This window comes from uncultured Williamsia sp. (assembly GCF_947494875.1).
In the GTDB taxonomy this organism is placed as follows: Bacteria; Actinomycetota; Actinomycetes; order Mycobacteriales; family Mycobacteriaceae; genus Williamsia_A.
The window spans coordinates 82,584-100,749 of record NZ_CANLWM010000009.1 but is presented as its reverse complement, the minus strand read 5'-3'; the positions used below and the strand labels follow the sequence as shown (position 1 = coordinate 100,749).

Here is an 18,166-nt window from a genome sequence, read left to right as displayed (position 1 = left end):
CGTTCGCTGGGCGCCGGGGCGTCAGGGTCGACGAGTGCGGTGGCCACGGGTCACCTCTCCTTCTTGTAGGTGTCGCCGACTGCCTCGGCATACGTCTGGGACTGCTTCAGCGCGTCGTCGACACTGATCTGGCCGGCGATCGCGGCACTGATCTGCTGGCTGACGCGGGTACCGAGATCCTGGAACTCGGGGATCGCGAGGAACTGCACGCCGGTGTAGGGCACCGGTTCCAGCGACGGCTTCAGCTGGTTCGCCGCGGTCATGGCCGACAGGGTGGGCTCGGCGTAGGCCGACGACACGGCCTTGTACGCGGGGAGCTGATAGGTGGACAGCCGGCTGCCGGGCGGGACGTGGCTGGCCCCGAGGGTGTCGGCGACCATGGCGATGTACTTCTTGTCGGTCATCCAGTTGATGAACTTCCAGGCGGCGTCCTTCTTCGTGCTGCTCGACGGGATGCCCAGCGACCAGGTGTAGAGCCAGCCGTTGTCGCCCTTGGCCATGCTGGGCGCCTGGGCGTACCCGACGTCGCCGGCGATCGTCGAGGTGTCGGGGCTCTCGAGCACGGAGACGGCCGACGTCGCGTCGTACCACATCGCGGTCTGGCCCTGCGACAACAGGTTTCCGCATTCCTGGAAGCCGGACGACGCGGCACCGGGCTCACCGACCTGTCGGACGGTGTCGACGTAGAACTGCACCGCGGCCTTCACCTGCGGGCTGGTCAGCTGTGCGTTCCAGTTCTTGTCGTACCAGCGGCCGCCGAAGGCGTTGATGACGGTGTCGAGTGGGGCGAGGACCTCGCCCCATCCGGGCTTGCCGCGCAGGCAGATCCCGGACACGCCGGGCTTGTCGAGCTTGCGGGCGGCCTCGGCGACCTGCGGCCAGGTCGGCTTCTCGGGCATGGTGACGCCGGCCGCGGCCAGCATCTTCTTGTTGTACATGAGGAAGGACGACTCGCCGTAGAACGGCGCCGAGTACATCCCGCCCTTGTAGGACAGGGCGTCCTTCAGCGTCGGGATGAAGTCGTTCGCGTCGTACCCGGGAGTGCGGTCCATGTAGGGCTGGAGGTTGACCAGCCAGCCGTTCTGCGCCCACATCTGGGTCTCGTAGTTGCTGATCATCACGACGTCGAACTCGCCGCCGCCGGTCGACACCGACGCGGTGATCTTGGCGCGGGCCTCGTTCTCGGACAGGGTGACGAACTTGAGCTTCACGCCGGGGTTCTCCTTCTCGAACCGCCCGGACAGCGAGATGGCGTCCTTCATCTGCGAGTTCGAGACCAGTGCGATGGTGACGGCGTCGCCGCCGCCGTCGGTGAAGGAGCCGGCGCCGGCGCAGGCGGTGGCCGTGAGCGCGGTGGCGATGAGCGCGCTGATGCCGGCGACGAGTCGCCGGCGTGGGGAGCGGATCACTGGTCCGCCTTTCTCTTCGGGGTGGTGGCGAGGGCGGGTTCCTGGCCCGCCAGCCAGGTGGCACAACCGATGTCGGTGACGAGTACGGTCGCGAGGCCGCCGCGGAGTGCTCCGAGGATCGACTCGTACCGCGGAGGTCCGCCGGACAGCAGGATGGTGGTGGGGCAGTCGCGGACCACGTCGAGTCCGACGGACACGGTGCGTCCGGTGAGGCTGGAGACCACCGGATGTCCTGCGGCGTCGTAGAAATGGCCGCCGATCTCCCCGACGGCGCCGACGGCGGCGAGTTCGTCGAGGACGGCGGCGTCGACGAAGGCACCGGAGAACAACGTGCCCGAGGTCGACACCGTGCCGACACCGAACATCATCACGTCGGATTCCTTCGCGGCGGTCAGTGCCTGGGACACGATCGAGTCGGCCTCGAGCGCGGACACGGTGCCGGTGTCGGCGTAGAGCGGCGCGACGAGTCGCAGCGGGCGGGCCGAGAGTCGCTGGGCGCAGCCGGAGAGGATGCGCTCGACGCCGGTCTGGTAATCCGTGGCCGAGACCGAGCCGTCCATCTGCACCACACGCAGACACGACGCCGACCGCCCGCCGAGCGCGTCGGCGACGGCAACCGTCTCCGGGCCCCACGTGAAGCCGAGCGTGTCCGGGGGACTGAGTCGTCGGGCCAGGACCGATGCGCCGGCGCGACCGAGTGCGGCGTACCCGCCGCGGGAACCGTCCACCTCGTCGTCGATGACCAGCACCTCGTCGAGCGAGAACCGCTGCTCGAGATCGCGCTCGAGGTCGGTGTGCACCGATTCCGACAGTTCCGGTGGCACCTCGACGACGATCCGCACCAGTCCCTGCGCGCGGGCCCGGGCGACGAGACGGCCGGCCGTGGGCCGCGACACCCCGAGGCGCGTGGCGATCTCGGCCTGGGTGGCGCCCTCGAGGTGGTACATCGTGGCGGCACGCACGAGGAGACGCAGGTCCTGTGCGGAGTCGTCCGGCACGGTGCCTCCTCGTCGTCGAGGTGTGAGCAGATGCTCACTGGTCGGGCATGTGCTCAGTACGCTAGCATCACCGATGTGACGCAGACAACATCTCGGGCCGTCGAGTTGCCCGAATCACCGGATTCGCCGACCGCGATGCGCGCGGCCGTGCTCATCGAGCTCGGCCGCATCGAGATGGAGCAGCGGCCGGTGCCGCGCCCGGCTGCCGGTGACGTCCTCGTCGCGGTCAGCGTCGTCGGGGTCTGTGGATCCGACGCGCACTACTACCGCGAGGGACGGATCGGGGACTTCGTCGTCGACGCCCCGCTGGTCCTGGGTCACGAGGCAGCGGGTCGTATCGTCGCGGTGGGTGACGGGGTCGACCCGGTGCGGGTGGGTGAGCGCGTGTCGATCGAACCGCAGCGCCCCGATCCCGCGTCGGCCGAGACGCTGCGCGGTGAGTACAACCTCTGTCCGCACATGCGGTTCTACGCCACCCCGCCTGTCGACGGGGCACTCGCCGACTACGTGACGATCGGTGCCGCGTTCGCCCATCGGGTCCCCGACTCGGTCTCGGACACCGCTGCCGCACTGTTGGAGCCGGCATCGGTGGCGCTCGCGACGCTGCGCAAGGCCGCGATCGGTGCGGGATCGTCGCTGCTGATCGCCGGGGCCGGTCCGATCGGACTGATGTGCGCACAGGTCGCCCGCGCGATGGGCGCCACGCGGATCGTCGTGTCCGATCCCGACGAGCGCCGACGGGCGAACGCACCACGATTCGGCGCCACCCTGGTGATCGCGCCGGACATGGTCGTCGACGTCGAGCAGGTCGACGCGTTCGTCGACGCGTCCGGTGCGCCGGCGGCGATCGTCGACGGGATGCGCCGCGTCCGTCCCGCGGGACGCGTCGTGCTGGTGGGGATGGGCCCGGACACGGTCGCGGTGCCGCTCGGGGTGATCCAGAACCGTGAACTTGTCGTCACGGGCGTGTTCCGCTACGCCAACACCTGGCCGGCGGCGATCGAACTCGCCGCCGCCGGGCGGATCGACCTCGACGGGATGGTCACCGGACGGTTCCCGCTGGAGCAGGCGGACCGAGCCCTCGACGCGGACCGGACCCCTGGCAGCATCAAGGCCGTGATCGACGTGGCAGGAGACCCCCGATGAGCGAGACGACAACGCAGACCGCTCGCGGCTGGTCCGACTCGGTCCCGCCGTACCCGCGACACGACGTGACACCGGGGATCGTCCACATCGGTGTCGGCGGTTTCCATCGCGCCCATCAGGCGATGTACGTCGATCGTGTGCTGCGCGCGGATCCTGCTGCGCCCTGGACGATCCGCGGCGTCGGGGTCCTGCCGGCCGACCGCCGGATGCGTGACGCGCTCGCCTCGCAGGACCACCTGTACACGCTGACGTTGAAGCATCCGGACGGGACCGTCGAGACCCACACGATGGGTGCGATCGTCGACTTCCTCGTCGCCCCGGACGATCCCGCCGCGGTGGTAGAGGCGATGGCCGCACCCACCACCAAGGTCGTGTCGCTCACCATCACCGAAGGTGGCTACAACATCTCCTCCACGACGGGGGAGTTCGTGCTCGACGACCCCGCCGTCGCAGCGGATCTGCGCCCGAACGCGGTGCCGAGCACAGTCTTCGGGCTCGTCGTGGAAGCGCTGCGACGACGCCGCGAAAGGGGCGTCCCGTCGTTCACGGTGATGTCATGCGACAACATCCCGGGCAACGGGCACATGGCCCGTCGCGTGTTCACCACGTTCGCCCGGGCTCAGGATCCCGATCTCGCCGACTGGATCGATCTGCACACGACGTTCCCCAACTGCATGGTCGACCGGATCACGCCCGCCACGCCGCCCGGACTCGCCGCCGAGGTGCGCGAGCGCACCGGCATCGACGACGCCTGGCCCGTGGTCGCCGAACCGTTCACGCAGTGGGTGCTCGAGGACGACTTCGTCGACGGCCGGCCGGCGTTCGAGGACGTCGGGGTGCAGATGGTCGGCGACGTCGAACCGTACGAGCTGATGAAGCTCCGACTGCTCAACGCCGGACACCAGACCCTCTGCTACGCCGGGTATCTCCTCGGATACCGCGCCGTCGCCGACGCGACGCGCGACCCGCTGATCGCTGCGCTGCTGCGTGCCTACATGCAGACCGAGGGCCGTCCGAGTCTGCCGCCCGTTCCCGGCGTCGACCTCGACGAATACATCGACACGCTCGTGGAGCGGTTCTCCAACGACGCGATCGGGGACACCGTCGCCCGGTTGTGCGCCGAGTCGTCGGACCGCATCCCGCAGTGGATGGTCCCCGTGGTGCGGGAGCGGCTCGCCGCCGGCGGGTCGGTCGACATCTGCGCCGCGGTGATCGCCACCTGGACGCGCTATGCGGAGGGTGTCGACGAGGACGGTGCCCCGATCGACGTGGTGGATCGTCGGGCCGACCAGTTGGTGCCCCTCGCCCGGGACAGCCGCGACGACCCGCGCGCTTTCGTCGGTGTCCGCGACCTCTTCGGCGACCTCGTCGACGAGCCACGGTTCATGGAGCCCTACACCCGCATCCTGGAGTCCCTGCGCGAGAACGGGACTCGAGCGACCCTGGAGACCCTCCTCCGCGATAGGTAGACCCCGGGGCGCGCTCGCCGAGCGTGCCAAAACTGCCCGCCGAGCGGGCCAGAAGTGCCCGCCGAGCGTGCAGTAGATCTCGCCGACCGTGCGGAAAAGCTCGCTGACCGTGCAGAAGATTCGCTCGATCGTGCACTCGATCCCGCGGTGCGCGCTCGGTGGTATCTGGTGCACGATCGACGGGATCTGCTGCACGGTCGGCGGGGTCAGCCGTAGATGGTCGACCGCGCCTCGCGGTAGCGCTCGATCACCGTGGGGTCTTCGTCGGCCTCGACGGTCTCGGTGACCGGGGCCGCCCACTCCGGCGGGTTCTCCGCGCCGGAGAGCGCCCACGCCGCCTGACGGGCCGCGCCGTCGGCGACGTACTCGCCGGGTGCGGGCACCGCGACGGGCAGTCCGAAGACCACCGGTGCGAGCGCCCGGACCGCCTCCGACCGCACGCCACCGCCGACCAGCAGCACCCGCCGCGCGTCGACACCGCATGCGCGGATGTAGTCGAGTCCGTCGCGCAGTGAACACAGCAGGCCTTCGACGGCGGCCCGCGCGATGATCTCCGGGCGCGCCGACCGCAGGGTCAGACCCCACAGACTCGCCTGAGCCGTCGGCAGATTGGGCGATCGCTCACCCTCGAAGTACGGGACCATCACGACGCCCTCGGCGCCGGACGGTGCCCCGAGCGCCAGCTCGGCGAGGCGGTCGAGGTCGACGCCGAGCATGGCGGCGGTCGACGCGAGGACGGGCGCGCCGTTCAGGGTGCACACCAGCGGCAGGTGCCGCCCGGTCGCGTCGGCGAATCCCGCGACGTAGCCGGATCCGTCGTGGGTCGGTGTGCCCGACACCGCGGACACCACGCCCGACGTCCCGAGCGACACGACGATGTCACCGGGACGCGCGTCCACGGCCAATGCGGCGGCGGCGTTGTCGCCGGCGCCGGGACCGACAACCGCGCCAGACCCGATCTCACCGACGATCTCGGCGGGGCCGACGACCCGCGGCAGCAGTGGGTCACGATCACGGAACGCCATGCGGAGCAGTTCCCGGTCGTATTCGCCGGTCGCCGCGGCGAAATACCCTGTGCCGCTGGCATCGCTACGGTCGGTGGTCAGCGCCGACACGTCGTCGGAGCCGCGCAACCGCCACGACAGCCAGTCGTGGGGGAGGCAGACAACTGCGGTCCGGTCCGCCGAGTCCGGCTCGGCGTCGGCGAGCCAGCGCAGCTTCGTGGCAGTGATCGAGGCGACCGGCACGACGCCCACCCGATCGGCCCATGCCTGTGCACCGCCGAGTTCGTCGACGAGGTCGGATGCGGCGTCGGCGGAGCGGGTGTCGTTCCACAGCAGCGCATCCCGCACGACGGAGCCCGACTCGTCCAGACACACCATGCCGTGTTGCTGCGCGCCGACGGCGAGCGCGGCGACATCGTCGAGTCCGCCGGCGTCGGCGATCGCGGTCTGCAGTGCATCCCACCAGCGGTCGGGGTGGATCTCGGTCCCGTCCGGGTGCGAGGCCCGCCCGGACCGGATCACCGACCCGTCGTCGGCGTCGCGGATCACCACCTTGCAGGACTGGGTCGACGAGTCGATCCCTGCCACCAGCGTCATCGCCGGGTCACCTCGCTGCGTCACGCTCCAGCACGGTCACCGGAACTGCTCCGACCGCCAGTGTGCCCGAGACGATCTCGCCTGTGTGCCGATCGCGCCATGCGTCGGTGCCGAGATCGACCGACGCGTCGACGCCGGGTCGGGTCACGACCACCACGGCGACGCGCGGGGTGTCGTCGTCGCTGGCGGTGAACGCGACGACGCGGTCCGCGTCGGCGCCGGTCACGGACAGCGGGCGGTGTCCGCGTGCGCAGACGAACGCCCCGGCGTGGGCGCGGCGGGCGGCGAGCGCCTGACGTACCACCGCGACCTTCGGGTGGTCGGTGGAGGCCGACCAGTCGATCGCGCGCCGGTTGTCGGGGTCGACGAGGGAGTCCTCGAACCACTCGGTGCCCTGGTAGACGTCCGGAACGCCCGGCGTCAGCAACGACAGTCCCTTGTGCGCGAGGATCATCCACTCCCTCTCGGCCCGGGTGTCCGCCACGTGCGTTGCGATCGCCGCGCCGACGGGCCCGTCGATCACCGCGTCGATCCAGCGGTGCACGGCGCCTTCGGACTCCTCGTCGACCGAGGTCCACGTCGTGATCAGCGCGGCCTCGCGGATCGCTTTGGTCGCGTACTCGTGCAACCGCTCGCGGACGCTGTCGGGCACCGGTCCATCGTCCGGCCAGACGCCGACGATGTTCTGCAGCAGGAACAGGCCGGTCACCCCGTCGGGTGGCGGCGTCCGTGACTGCATCGTCGCGACCAGGTCACGCCACGCGGGCGGGTGGGCGGTGAGCGCGACGATGCGTGTGCGGACGTCCTCGCCGCGCTTGGTGTCGTGGGTCGACGACGTCGTCATCGACCGGGGGAAGTCCGCCGACCGTGCGGCGACGCGGGAGTGGTACTCGTCGACCGTGACGCCGAACCGGCCCGGGTCGCCACCGACCTCCTGCAGTGCCACCAGGCGTGCCGTCCGGTAGAAGAGGTTGTCCTCCACGCTCTTCGCGGTCGTCGCCCCGCACACCTGTGCCAGGCGTACGGCCGGTTCGCCGTCGTCGAGCACGGTGGCCCGGAGCAGGCCGACGGCCGTGGCGAGGTCCGGCCGTGCTTCGCGGACAGTGTCGAGGGTGTCGGACAGGAGTCCGGACAGCGACGGGTAGTCGGCACGGTAGACACCGAGCCGCCCGATCACCTCGGCGATCGCGTCGTCGAGCTCGGGTTGCGGGACCGCGGCCGGATCGGTGTCCCCGGAGTCCCGGGCGGCCACCCGGATCGCGCGCGACAGTCGCGCCCGCTCGGCGGGGAACAGCTCGGCCAGGGTCGCGCGCTTCCGGTCGTGTTCGGCGTCGTGCAGCCAGGCCGCACCACCGTCGTTCCCCACGATCTCGCGGTGCACAGCCGAGAACGTCTCCTCGGCAGCGGCGTCGACGAACACCCCGTCGACCCACCGCAGTGCGTCGTAGCCGGTGGTGCCGTCGACGGGGAGTGCGGGGTCGAGGGTCTCGTCGGTGCCGAGGATCTTCTCGACCCACAGGACCCGCTCGTCACCGATGTCGGCACGCAGGCGCGTCAGGTAGCCGACGGGGTCGACGAGACCGTCGGGATGGTCGACACGGATGCCGTCGACGAGGTCCTCGGCCACGAGCCGGTGGACCAGGGCGTGTGTCGCGGCGTAGACGTCCGCGTCCTCCTGACGGAGTCCTGCCAGCCCGTTCACGGCGAAGAACCGGCGGTATCCGATGACCCCGGAGTCCCACGGGACCAGCCGGTATGCCTGTGCGGCGTGCGCAGCGGCGGGATCCTCGGTAGGCGTACCCGGCGCCAGGGGGAAACGGTGCTCGTAGAAGACGAGTTCGTGTGCGTCGGCGTCGATCTCGAGCGCGGTCTCGTCGTCGGCCGAGCCGAGCACCGGGAGTGCGATCTTGCCGTCGGCCCCGTTGTCGGTGTCCCAGTCGATGTCGAAGTAGTGCGCGAACTCCGACGACGCGCCGTGGGTCAGCACGTCCCACCACCACGTGTTCTGGCGCGGGTCCTCGACGCCGGTGTGGTTGGGCACGATGTCGACGACGACGCCCAGACCGCGGTCGGCGGCCGCCTGACGCAGGCTGCGCAGACCGTCGATGCCGCCGAGCACAGGCGCGACGTCGACCGGCGGGATCCAGTCGTAGCCGTGCGTCGAACCCGCGGTCGCCGTGTTGATCGGCGAGAGGTACAGGTGGCTGACCCCGAGCGATGCGATGTGGTCGAGCACCGACTCGGCGTCAGCGAACGTGAACTCCGCTGTCAGCTGCAGGCGGTAGGTGGCGACGAGTGGTGGGCGGGTGGGTGTCTCCGTCACGTCATGCGACCTTGCGGAGCACCAGAACCGACCGGTCCCGCACCACGACGGTGCCGCCGGAGTCGGCCGTCACGTCGGTGTCGCCGACCGGGCTCGCGGTGTCCAGCACGCCCTTCCACTGCGAACCGTAATAGCTCGACGGCAGGACGAAGTCGATCGGCTCGTAGTGCGCGTTGAAGCACAGCAGGAACGTGTCGTCGACGACGAGCCGCCCGCGGATGTCCTTCTCGTTGATGCCGTCACCGTTGAGGTACACCGCGAGGCTCCTGCCGAACCCGGAATCCCAGTCCTCCGGCGTCATCTCGGTGCCGCCCGGCGTCAGCCAGGCGATGTCGCGGGCCTCCTCGCCGGTACGGATGGGGCGACCGACGAAGAAGCGACGTCGACGGAACACCGGGTGGTCGGTCCGCAACGCGAACGCCTTGCGCGTGAACGTGATCAGGTCGGCGTTCTTCTCCGCCAGCGTCCAGTCCATCCACGACAGCGGCGAGTCCTGGCAGTAGACGTTGTTGTTGCCCTGCTGGGTCCGGCCCATCTCGTCGCCGTGGGCGATCATCGGGGTCCCCTGACTCAGTGCCAGGGTGACGAGGATGTTGCGTTGCTGACGCTGACGCAGGTCCTCGATCTGTGGGTCGTCGGTGGGTCCCTCGACGCCGCAGTTCCACGACCGGTTGTAACTCTCGCCGTCGCGGTTGTCCTCGCCGTTGGCGTCGTTGTGCTTCTCGTTGTAGGACACCAGGTCCCGCAGGGTGAAGCCGTCGTGGGCGATGACGAAGTTGATGCTCGCACCCGGACGCCGGCCGGTCGCCTCGTACAGATCCGACGACCCGGTGAACCGCGACGCGAACTCGCCCAGCGTCGACGGCTCGCCGCGCCAGTAGTCGCGCACGGTGTCGCGGTACTTTCCGTTCCACTCGGTCCACAGGCCGGGGAAGTTGCCGACCTGGTAGCCGCCCTCGCCGACGTCCCAGGGCTCGGCGATGAGCTTCACCTGGCTCACCACCGGGTCCTGCTGGACCAGGTCGAAGAACGCCGACAGCTTGTCGACGTCATGCAGCTCGCGGGCCAGGGTCGACGCGAGGTCGAAACGGAAACCGTCGACGTGCATCTCGAGCACCCAGTACCGCAGCGAGTCCATGATCAGCTGCAGCGTGTGCGGGTGCCGGACGTTGAGGCTGTTGCCGGTTCCCGTGTAGTCCATGTACATCTCGGGTTGGCCGTCGACGAGCCGGTAGTAGGCGGCGTTGTCGATGCCTCGCATGCAGATCGTCGGGCCCATGTGGTTGCCCTCGGCGGTGTGGTTGTAGACCACGTCGAGGATGACCTCGATACCCGCCTCGTGGAAGGCGCGCACCATCGCCTTGAACTCGGTGACGGCGCTGCCCGCCCGCGTGGTCGACGCGTAGTCGGCGTGCGGCGCGAGGAATCCGAAGCTGTTGTAGCCCCAGTAGTTCCGCAGACCCTGGTCGAGCAGGGTCTGGTCCTGCAGGAACTGGTGCACCGGCATCAGCTCGATCGCGGTCACGCCGAGATCGGTGAGATGCTCGATGATCGCCGGGTGCGCGAGACCCGCGTACGTGCCGCGCAGGTGCTCGGGCACCTCCGGGTGCGTGGCCGTCATGCCCTTGACGTGCGCCTCGTAGATCACCGTCTCGTGGTACGGGCGGCCGGGGGCGCGATCGTGCTGCCAGTCGAAGAACGGGTTGATGACGACGGACACCATGGTGTGGCCGAGGGAGTCCAGACCGGGCATGCCCGGGACCGTCGCGTCCTCGGAGGAGTCGATCTCCGCGATCTCCGCGGACAGGTCCTCGTCGTCGGCGCTGCGCACCACGGGTTCGTCGGGGTGGACGACCTCCTCGACCTCCTCCTTGTCCGTGGCGACGTCGGCGGCAGGGGCCGTCGCGGGCGTCGGCTCGACCGTGGCGTCGTCGCCGGGCAGCTCGATCGGGTAGGAGTACAGAGACCGGTCGCCGTCGAACTCACCGAGGAACGCCTTGCCGTAGGGGTCGACGAGGAGCTTCGACGGGTCGCAGCGCAGACCCCGGGCCGGGTCGTAGGGGCCGTGCACGCGGAACCCGTAGCGCTGGCCGGGCGCGACCGACGGCAGGTAGCAGTGCCACACGAACCCGTCGACTTCGTCGATCCGTACCCGTGTCTCGCTGCCGTCCTTGCCGATGAGGCACAGGTCGACGGCGTCGGCCACCTCGGAGAACACCGAGAAGTTGGTTCCCGCGCCGTCGTAGGTCGCGCCGAGGGGATAGGGGGTGCCGGGCCACACCTCGAACGTCTCGGGCGCGATGGCAGGCGTGGTGTCGTCGACGGGGTCGCCGCCGGTGGTGCTGGGGTCCGCGGTCATTCCCACGCTCGTGACGTCATGGGACGACCCTATCGGCAGCGCGGGCCTCGCTCATCCCGACAGCGCGGCGTCACACCGGCGGCGACGGTGCACGCGGAAGCGGTCACGCCCAGGGGAGCGCGGCCTTCATCTGACGCTGCAGTTCCGGAGCCAGGCTGCGGACGAAGGTCGCGCTGAGGTGGTGCCAGTCGTGGTAGACGGTGATGTTGCCGATGACCGCGGGGCAGAACGTGTCGGTGCACCAGCCGCGCGACAGGTCGATCGGGTGCATGTTCGGGAACCGCGCGACGAGGTCGTCGGTGAGGTTGGTCGGCCCATAGGTCGACGCTCGGTCGGTGCCACAGGACTTCGCGTCGCCGCCGTCGGCCAGGCAGGTGGGGGTGTCGATGGGGCCCTTGGCGTTGTGCGGCCACACCGAGTCGCGGACGCCGAGCACGGGGATGTTCGCGTCGTGGAAGCGCTGGAAGATGCCCACGTAGTCCGGCGGGACCCAGTCGTCGGTGATGCCGTAGCGGGGACGGGTCGAGTTGGTGAACACAGCATCGGGCCTGGTGGCGATGATGCGGTCCATCACGCGCCGGACCCAGTCCGCGCACTGCGGGTAGGGGACACCGTCGGAGGTCGGGTTCGGGTCCGTCGACAGCGGACACCCCATCTTCAGGTAGGTGACCACCTTGAAGTCGTTCTGCTTGCCGAGGATGTCCAGTGCCGAGATCCAGTACTCGGCGTGCGACCCGCCGGCCAGCGCGATGGTGCGGGTGGCGGTCGGGTTGCCGTAGACCCCGACGTGGATCTCGGGGTCGGTGAAGCTCGAGATGTGTCCGTTGTACGAGGTCTCCGGCAGGTCCTTCAGCACCTCGAGAGCGCTCGGGACGGCGTCGACCTTGGGCACCGGGGCACCGTCGAGGAACGCGCGTGCACCGGGGTAGATGCGCGGGTCGAGGTTCGTGGTGTCGACGACGATCCCGTCGACGTGCCGATGCCAGGCGGTGATCCCGACGCCGGTGGCGAGCGAACCGACGATCAGCAGGATCGTGAGCACACCGGCGTACCCGGGACGCGCGAGCTGCAGCCGGGGGCGGCGGCGGGGCAGGAGGGGATCGGCGAGCGATTCCGCGGTCGCCGCGCCGTCGGCGTGCGCGTGGTCGGCGACGCGGTGCTTCCCACCGGACGGCGCGACGGCGGCCGAGCGTGGGGCCCGCAGCGGGTCCTCGACGTACCGCTTGGTGAGCCAGGCCAGTGCGAGTGACACCGCGATGAGCCCGACGCCTTCGACGAACGAGGCGTGGTTCTTCCCCCGCCAGGCGAGGTAGAAGATCAGCAACGGCCAGTGCCACAGGTAGAGGGCGTAGGAGATCGACCCGAGCCAGACCGGGAACCGACTCGCCAGGGCGCGGTTCACGACGGGCTGCGGCACGGCGTCGCCGCGCTGGGTCGCGGTCGCGCCCGCCCAGATCAGCGCGAGCGTCGCCAGCACGGGCACCAACGCCATGGGGCCCGGGTACTCCTCGACGCCGACGATCCACCATCCGCAGGTGACGATGAGCGCGAGCGCGACGACCCCGACGAGGGCCCGCACGGCGTTCGGGACACGCACCTTCGGCATCCACACGGCGAGCAGGCCGCCGGCCAGCGGTTCCCAGGTGCGCGCGATCGTGTCGTAGTAGTTGAACTGCTGGTTGACGCCCATCCGCATGTGCGCCCAGTAGAAGGACACCGCGGCGACGCCCAGGATCGCGATCGACACGAGGGCGCGCAGCACGGCGGGCCGGGTGACCTGCGGGATCCACCGCGACGCCACCTTGACGACGCCGCAGAAGGCGAGCGCCGTGAGCATCGTGACGACGAAGAACTGACCCTGCACGGACATCGACCACAGGTGCTGGAGCGGGCTGTTGGCCGAGCTCGCGGCGGTGTAGTCCTGGCTGTTGAACGCCAGATGCCAGTTCTGGTAGTACAGCGCGCTCGCGATGACCTCGCGACCGGTCGACACCCAGCGGGTCTGCGGCAGCACGACGATCGTGAGGACCGTGATGGCCAGCAGGACGGTGATCAGGGCGGGCAGCAGGCGCCGCAGCAGACGGGTGAGCCGGGTGCGTGGGTCGACCGCGGCCCACAGCGTCACCGTCGGTTTCTGGCTGACGAGGACGTGCTTGAGCAGGGAGCCGACGAAGAAGTAGCCGGAGAGCGTGAGGAAGACGTCGACGCCACCCGAGACGCGGCCGAACCAGATGTGGAAACAGGCGACGAGGGCGATCGCGACGCCCCGCAGACCGTCGAGGTCGATGCGGTAGGCGGCCTTCCCCTCGGCCCGTGCGGGCAGTGTCCGCTCCGGCGAGCGGGTCGGGGCGGTCACCACGTGGTCGTAATCTACCGGCCATCTCCGGTATTTCCACGTTCACCACACGGGAGCAGGCCCGCTGATCGCACGACCGGGACGGTGAACGGCGCGATCCGGACCCGCTAGCGTGGGCCGGATGGCCACTCCCGCCCCGCCGAACACCCGGCTGCGCGCCGACGAGATCGCCGCGATCGACGCGGCCGCCATCTGGCATCCCTACGGTTCGGCGCGTCCGGGGACACCGCCGATCGTCGTCGAGTCGGCGTCGGGGACACGGCTGCACCTCGCCGACGGGCGGTCGGTGGTCGACGGCATGAGTTCGTGGTGGGCGGCGGTCCACGGTTACGCGCACCCCGTGCTCGACGCGGCGGTCACCGAGCAGCTGGGGTCGATGGCGCACGTCATGTTCGGCGGTCTCACGCACGAACCGGCGGCCCGGTTGGCGCGCACTCTCGTCGACATCACCCCCGACCCGCTGCGACGGGTGTTCTTCTGTGACTCCGGCTCGGTGTCCGTCGAGGTCGCGGCCAAGATGGCGCTGCAGTACTGGCGCGGACAGGGGATCCGCGGTCGCACCCGGATGTTGACGTGGCGCGGCGGCTACCACGGCGACACCGTCACCCCGATGAGCGTCTGCGACCCCGACGGCGGCATGCACGCCCAGTGGACGGGGGTCCTGCCCGAGCAGGTCTTCGTGCCCACGCCCCCGGTGGAGCACGACCCCGCCTACGTCACGGTCCTCGAGGAGGCGGTCGTCGCACACCACGACGAGCTCGCCGCGGTCGTCGTCGAGCCGGTCGTCCAGGGCGCCGGCGGGATGCGGTTCCACGACCCGGCGTACCTGCGGGACCTGCGCCGCATCTGCGACGACCACGGCGTCCTTCTGATCTTCGACGAGATCGCCACCGGCTTCGGACGCACGGGGGAGTTGTTCGCCTCCGACCACGCGGGGGTCTCACCGGACATCCTCTGCCTCGGCAAGGCGCTCACCGGGGGCTACATGACCATGGCGGCGACGCTGTGCACCGACCACGTCGCGCAGGTGATCAGCGACGGCGAGATGGGCGTCCTGGCCCACGGTCCGACATTCATGGCCAACCCGCTGGCGTGCGCTGTGTCGTCGGCGTCGCTGTCGCTGCTGGCGACCGGGGAGTGGCGGGAGCAGGTCGCCGGCATCGGCGACCACCTCCGCGCCGGCCTCGCCGATCTGCGCGACCTGCCACAGGTCGCCGACGTCCGGGTCCTCGGTGCCATCGGGGTGGTGCAGCTGACCCGACCGGTCGACATGGACGTCGCCACCGACGCGGCGCTCGACGCGGGTGCGTGGCTGCGTCCCTTCCGGGACCTCGTCTACACGATGCCGCCCTACATCTGCAGCCCCGACGACCTCGACACGATCGTCGGCGGCATCCGCGCGGTCGTCACCGCGCACGCCGCCGTCTGAGGCGGCGAAACGCGCCGCCGGGGCCCCTCCTGAGATGTGAGACGCTGGGCCGCGATGACCGCCACCCCCGACCCCCGTCCCGACGCCGGCCGCCCCGCGGCGCTGGCGTGGATGGCGGAGGCGGCCCGGGTCCGGGAGGCCGAGGGGCTGCACCGTGAGCTGCGCCCCCGTCCGCCCGTCACCGACCGGCTCGACCTGGCGTCGAACGACTACCTCGGCCTCACCCGGGATCCCCGCGTCACCGCAGCCGCCGCTCGCGCCGCGCAGGAGTGGGGTGGGGGCGCGACCGCGTCGCGACTGGTCGTCGGGACCACCGAGGCCCATCACGCGTTCGAGCGCGACCTCGCCGACTTCCTCGGTGTGCCCGCGGCGCTCGTCTTCAGCTCGGGCTACATGGCGAACGTGGGTGCGGTGTCGGCGCTCATGGGCCGCGGCGACCTGATCGTCAGCGACGGCGGGGCGCACGCCTCCCTCATCGACGGCTGTCGGCTCTCCCGGGCCCGCGTCGTCGTCGTCGACCGCGGTGACCACGCGGCGGTCCGCGCCGAGCTGGCCGCCCGCTCCGAGGATCGTGCGCTCGTCGTCACCGATTCCGTCTACAGCATCGACGGCGCCGTCGCGCCCGTGGCGCAGCTCTACTCGGCGGCCCGCGACCACGGTGCGGCGCTCCTCGTCGACGAGGCGCACGCGATCGGAGTCCGCGGTCCCGGTGGCCGCGGCGTCCTGGCCGAGGTCGGACTCCGCGATGCGCCCGATCTCGTCGTCACCGGAGTGCTGTCGAAGTCGTTGGCCGCGCAGGGCGGTTTCGTCGCCGGCTCGCAGCTGCTCCGGGAACACCTCGTCGACCGGGCGCGCACGTTCATCTTCGACACCGGTCTCGCCCCTGCCGCGGTCGGCGCGGCGCACGCGGCGCTGGCGATCCTGCGCGACGAACCCCATCTCGCCGACCGGGTCCGCGACATCGCACGGCGGCTGGCCGCGGCGTGTGGTGGCGACGTCCCCGAGTCCGCCGTGGTGTCGCTGATCGTGGGGGAGCCGGCGCCCGCGCTCGCGGCGTCCCTGCGGTGCCGGGACGACGGCGTCGACGTCGGCTGCTTCCGACCCCCGTCGGTGCCGCCGGGCACCGCGCGACTGCGGTTGACCGCCCGCGCCGATCTGACCGACGCCCAGATCGACCGGGCGGCCGCGGTCGTGACCGCGGCCCGCGACGCGGCGATGGCAGGGGTCGTGTGAGCACGCTCGTCGTCACCGGGACCTCCACCGACGTCGGGAAGACCGTCGCGACCGCGGCATTGACCGTCGCCGCCGAAGCCGCGGGCATCTCGGTCGGCGTGTGCAAACCGGCGCAGACCGGGGTCGTCGGCGACGAGCCGGGCGACATCGCCGAGGTGGTCCGGCTGACCGGCACGCGATCCGTCGCCGAGGGGATCCGCTACCCGGACCCTCTCGCGCCGGAGACCGCCGCGGCCCGCGCGGGCATGCCGGCCCTGACCCTGCCCGATGTGCTGGACGTGGTGGCGCGCGTCGCCGACAGTGACCTCGTCCTCGTCGAGGGCGCCGGCGGTGTGCTGGTCCGCCTCGGTCCCGACCTCACCGCGCTCGACGTCGCCGAGGCGCTCTCCGCACCGCTCGTGGTGGTCGCCGCCGCCGGTCTCGGCACCCTCAACCACACCGAACTGACCGTCGCGGCCGCGCGGGCTCGCGGCGTCGAGGTCGCCGGTGTCGTCATCGGCTCCTGGCCCGACGATCCCGACCTCGCCACCCGCTGCAACGGGGACGACCTGCCGCGACTCACCGGCGTGCCCGTCGTCGGTGTGATCCCCGCGGGCGCCGGACGGCTGTCGCGAGAGGACTTCCGTGACCGCGCTCCGTCCTGGTTCACGGCGGAGTGGGTGGCCGGGCTCACCCCCGGATAGGGCACACTGATCCCGGTCCGCGACCGTCGACCGAGCGATCGGACGGTGGCCGGGACGCCATGACCGACCACATCTCGACCACCACATCTCGACCCGAGGAGCTCGCGTGACCCAGGCCCCAGTCCGACCGGAGCAGACCGACGCACAGGGTGCCGCCGAGGGAACCGACATCCTGGAACTGGCGCGCGAGAAGGTGCTCGAACGCGGCGTCCCGCTCGACCGTGACGAGGTGCTGCGCGTCCTGCAGCTCTCCGACGACCACCTCACCGAGCTGCTGCAGCTCGCCCACGACGTGCGCATGAAGCACTGCGGGCCCGAGGTCGAGGTCGAGGGCATCATCTCGCTGAAGACCGGCGGTTGCCCCGAGGACTGCCACTTCTGCTCGCAGTCGGGACTGTTCACCTCGCCGGTCCGCAGCGCATGGATCGACATCCCCTCCCTCGTCGAGGCGGCCAAGCAGACCGCGAAGACCGGCGCCACCGAGTTCTGCATCGTCGCCGCGGTCCGCGGACCCGACAAGCGCCTGATGAGCCAGGTCGCCGCGGGCATCGAGGCCATCCGCGACGAGGTCGACATCCAGATCGCCTGCAGCCTCGGCATGCTGACCCAGGAACAGGTCGACGAGCTCGCCGCGATGGGTGTGCACCGCTACAACCACAACCTGGAGACCGCGCGCAGCCACTTCCCGAACGTCGTCACCACCCACACCTACGAGGAGCGGTGGGAGACCCTGCGCATGGTCCGCGACGCCGGGATGGAGGTCTGCTGCGGCGGGATCCTCGGCATGGGCGAGTCGCTCGAACAGCGAGCGGAGTTCGCGACCGACCTCGCGGCGCTCGAGCCCGACGAGGTGCCGCTGAACTTCCTGAACCCGCGCCCGGGCACACCGTTCGGTGATCTCGAGGTGCTGTCCGCGTCGGACGCGCTGCGTGCGGTCGCAGCGTTCCGCCTCGCCCTGCCGCGCACCATCCTGCGGTTCGCCGGTGGCCGCGAGATCACCCTCGGCGACCTCGGCGCCAAGCAGGGCATCCTCGGCGGCATCAACGCGGTCATCGTCGGCAACTACCTGACGACCCTGGGCCGGCCCGCCGAGGCCGACCTCGACCTGCTGACCGATCTGCAGATGCCGATCAAGGCGCTCAACGACAGCATCTGACCGA

12 protein-coding genes are annotated in these 18,166 nt (G+C 70.7%); 6 read left to right on the top strand and 6 right to left on the bottom strand.

The features are described from left to right. Nucleotides 1-50: 50 nt before the first annotated feature. Both Q1A98_RS20020 and Q1A98_RS20015 read right to left on the bottom strand, forming a co-directional pair. A complete protein-coding gene (locus tag Q1A98_RS20020) occupies nt 51-1,406 on the bottom strand; it encodes a sugar ABC transporter substrate-binding protein (protein WP_299577055.1) in 1,356 nt (451 codons plus the stop codon). Continuing rightward, a complete protein-coding gene (locus Q1A98_RS20015; RefSeq protein WP_299576738.1) occupies nt 1,406-2,407 on the bottom strand; it encodes a sugar-binding transcriptional regulator in 1,002 nt (333 codons plus the stop codon). The genes Q1A98_RS20020 and Q1A98_RS20015 overlap by 1 nt, the downstream gene beginning before the upstream one ends. Before the next feature lie 135 nt (nt 2,408-2,542). Here Q1A98_RS20015 and Q1A98_RS20010 point away from each other — a divergent pair, with 135 nt between their 5' ends. Together Q1A98_RS20010 and Q1A98_RS20005 are read left to right on the top strand one after the other, a co-directional pair. Next, nucleotides 2,543-3,553, top strand: a complete 1,011-nt coding sequence (locus Q1A98_RS20010) for an NAD(P)-dependent alcohol dehydrogenase (protein ID WP_299577053.1) — start codon at nt 2,543-2,545, stop codon at nt 3,551-3,553. After that, nucleotides 3,550-5,022, top strand: a complete 1,473-nt coding sequence (locus tag Q1A98_RS20005; protein WP_299576735.1) for a mannitol dehydrogenase family protein — start codon at nt 3,550-3,552, stop codon at nt 5,020-5,022. The genes Q1A98_RS20010 and Q1A98_RS20005 overlap by 4 nt, the downstream gene beginning before the upstream one ends. A 206-nt stretch (nt 5,023-5,228) precedes the next feature. On the opposite strand, the gene Q1A98_RS20000 is transcribed toward Q1A98_RS20005, so the two are convergent. From Q1A98_RS20000 to Q1A98_RS19985, 4 genes are all read right to left on the bottom strand, one after another. Then, nucleotides 5,229-6,623: an FGGY family carbohydrate kinase gene (locus Q1A98_RS20000; RefSeq protein ID WP_299577051.1), complete on the bottom strand. Its 1,395-nt coding sequence runs from the start codon at nt 6,621-6,623 to the stop codon at nt 5,229-5,231. A gap of 7 nt (nt 6,624-6,630) precedes the next feature. Next, nucleotides 6,631-8,946: a malto-oligosyltrehalose synthase gene (treY, locus tag Q1A98_RS19995; RefSeq protein WP_299576733.1), complete on the bottom strand. Its 2,316-nt coding sequence runs from the start codon at nt 8,944-8,946 to the stop codon at nt 6,631-6,633. A gap of 1 nt (nt 8,947) precedes the next feature. Further along, a complete protein-coding gene (gene glgX, locus Q1A98_RS19990) occupies nt 8,948-11,305 on the bottom strand; it encodes a glycogen debranching protein GlgX (protein ID WP_299576731.1) in 2,358 nt (785 codons plus the stop codon). Between the two features lie 103 nt (nt 11,306-11,408). Next, nucleotides 11,409-13,661: an acyltransferase family protein gene (locus tag Q1A98_RS19985; protein WP_299576729.1), complete on the bottom strand. Its 2,253-nt coding sequence runs from the start codon at nt 13,659-13,661 to the stop codon at nt 11,409-11,411. A gap of 121 nt (nt 13,662-13,782) precedes the next feature. Between Q1A98_RS19985 and Q1A98_RS19980 the strand changes: the two genes are divergently transcribed. From Q1A98_RS19980 to bioB, 4 genes are all read left to right on the top strand, one after another. Then, complete coding sequence (locus Q1A98_RS19980) at nt 13,783-15,090, top strand: adenosylmethionine--8-amino-7-oxononanoate transaminase (protein ID WP_299576727.1); 1,308 nt, start codon at nt 13,783-13,785, stop codon at nt 15,088-15,090. A gap of 54 nt (nt 15,091-15,144) precedes the next feature. After that, nucleotides 15,145-16,323 (top strand): 8-amino-7-oxononanoate synthase, encoded by a 1,179-nt coding sequence (locus Q1A98_RS19975; protein ID WP_299576726.1) that lies wholly within the window; start codon nt 15,145-15,147, stop codon nt 16,321-16,323. After that, nucleotides 16,320-17,006 carry a dethiobiotin synthase gene (gene bioD, locus Q1A98_RS19970; protein WP_299576724.1) on the top strand — a complete coding sequence of 229 codons (687 nt, stop codon included), beginning with the start codon at nt 16,320-16,322 and terminating at the stop codon, nt 17,004-17,006. Before Q1A98_RS19975 ends, bioD begins: the two co-directional genes overlap by 4 nt. A gap of 106 nt (nt 17,007-17,112) precedes the next feature. Next, on the top strand, nt 17,113-18,162 hold the full coding sequence (gene bioB, locus Q1A98_RS19965) for a biotin synthase BioB (RefSeq protein WP_299576722.1): 1,050 nt from the start codon (nt 17,113-17,115) through the stop codon (nt 18,160-18,162). Nucleotides 18,163-18,166: the final 4 nt, after the last annotated feature.

Coding starts and splice junctions, on each gene's coding strand:
- Q1A98_RS20010 (WP_299577053.1), top strand. CDS start 2,543: ATGCGCGCGGCCGTGCTCATCGAGCTCGGCCGCATCGAGATGGAGCAG.
- Q1A98_RS20005 (WP_299576735.1), top strand. CDS start 3,550: ATGAGCGAGACGACAACGCAGACCGCTCGCGGCTGGTCCGACTCGGTC.
- Q1A98_RS20000 (WP_299577051.1), bottom strand. CDS start 6,623: ATGACGCTGGTGGCAGGGATCGACTCGTCGACCCAGTCCTGCAAGGTG.
- glgX (WP_299576731.1), bottom strand. CDS start 11,305: ATGACCGCGGACCCCAGCACCACCGGCGGCGACCCCGTCGACGACACC.
- Q1A98_RS19980 (WP_299576727.1), top strand. CDS start 13,783: ATGGCCACTCCCGCCCCGCCGAACACCCGGCTGCGCGCCGACGAGATC.
- Q1A98_RS19975 (WP_299576726.1), top strand. CDS start 15,145: ATGACCGCCACCCCCGACCCCCGTCCCGACGCCGGCCGCCCCGCGGCG.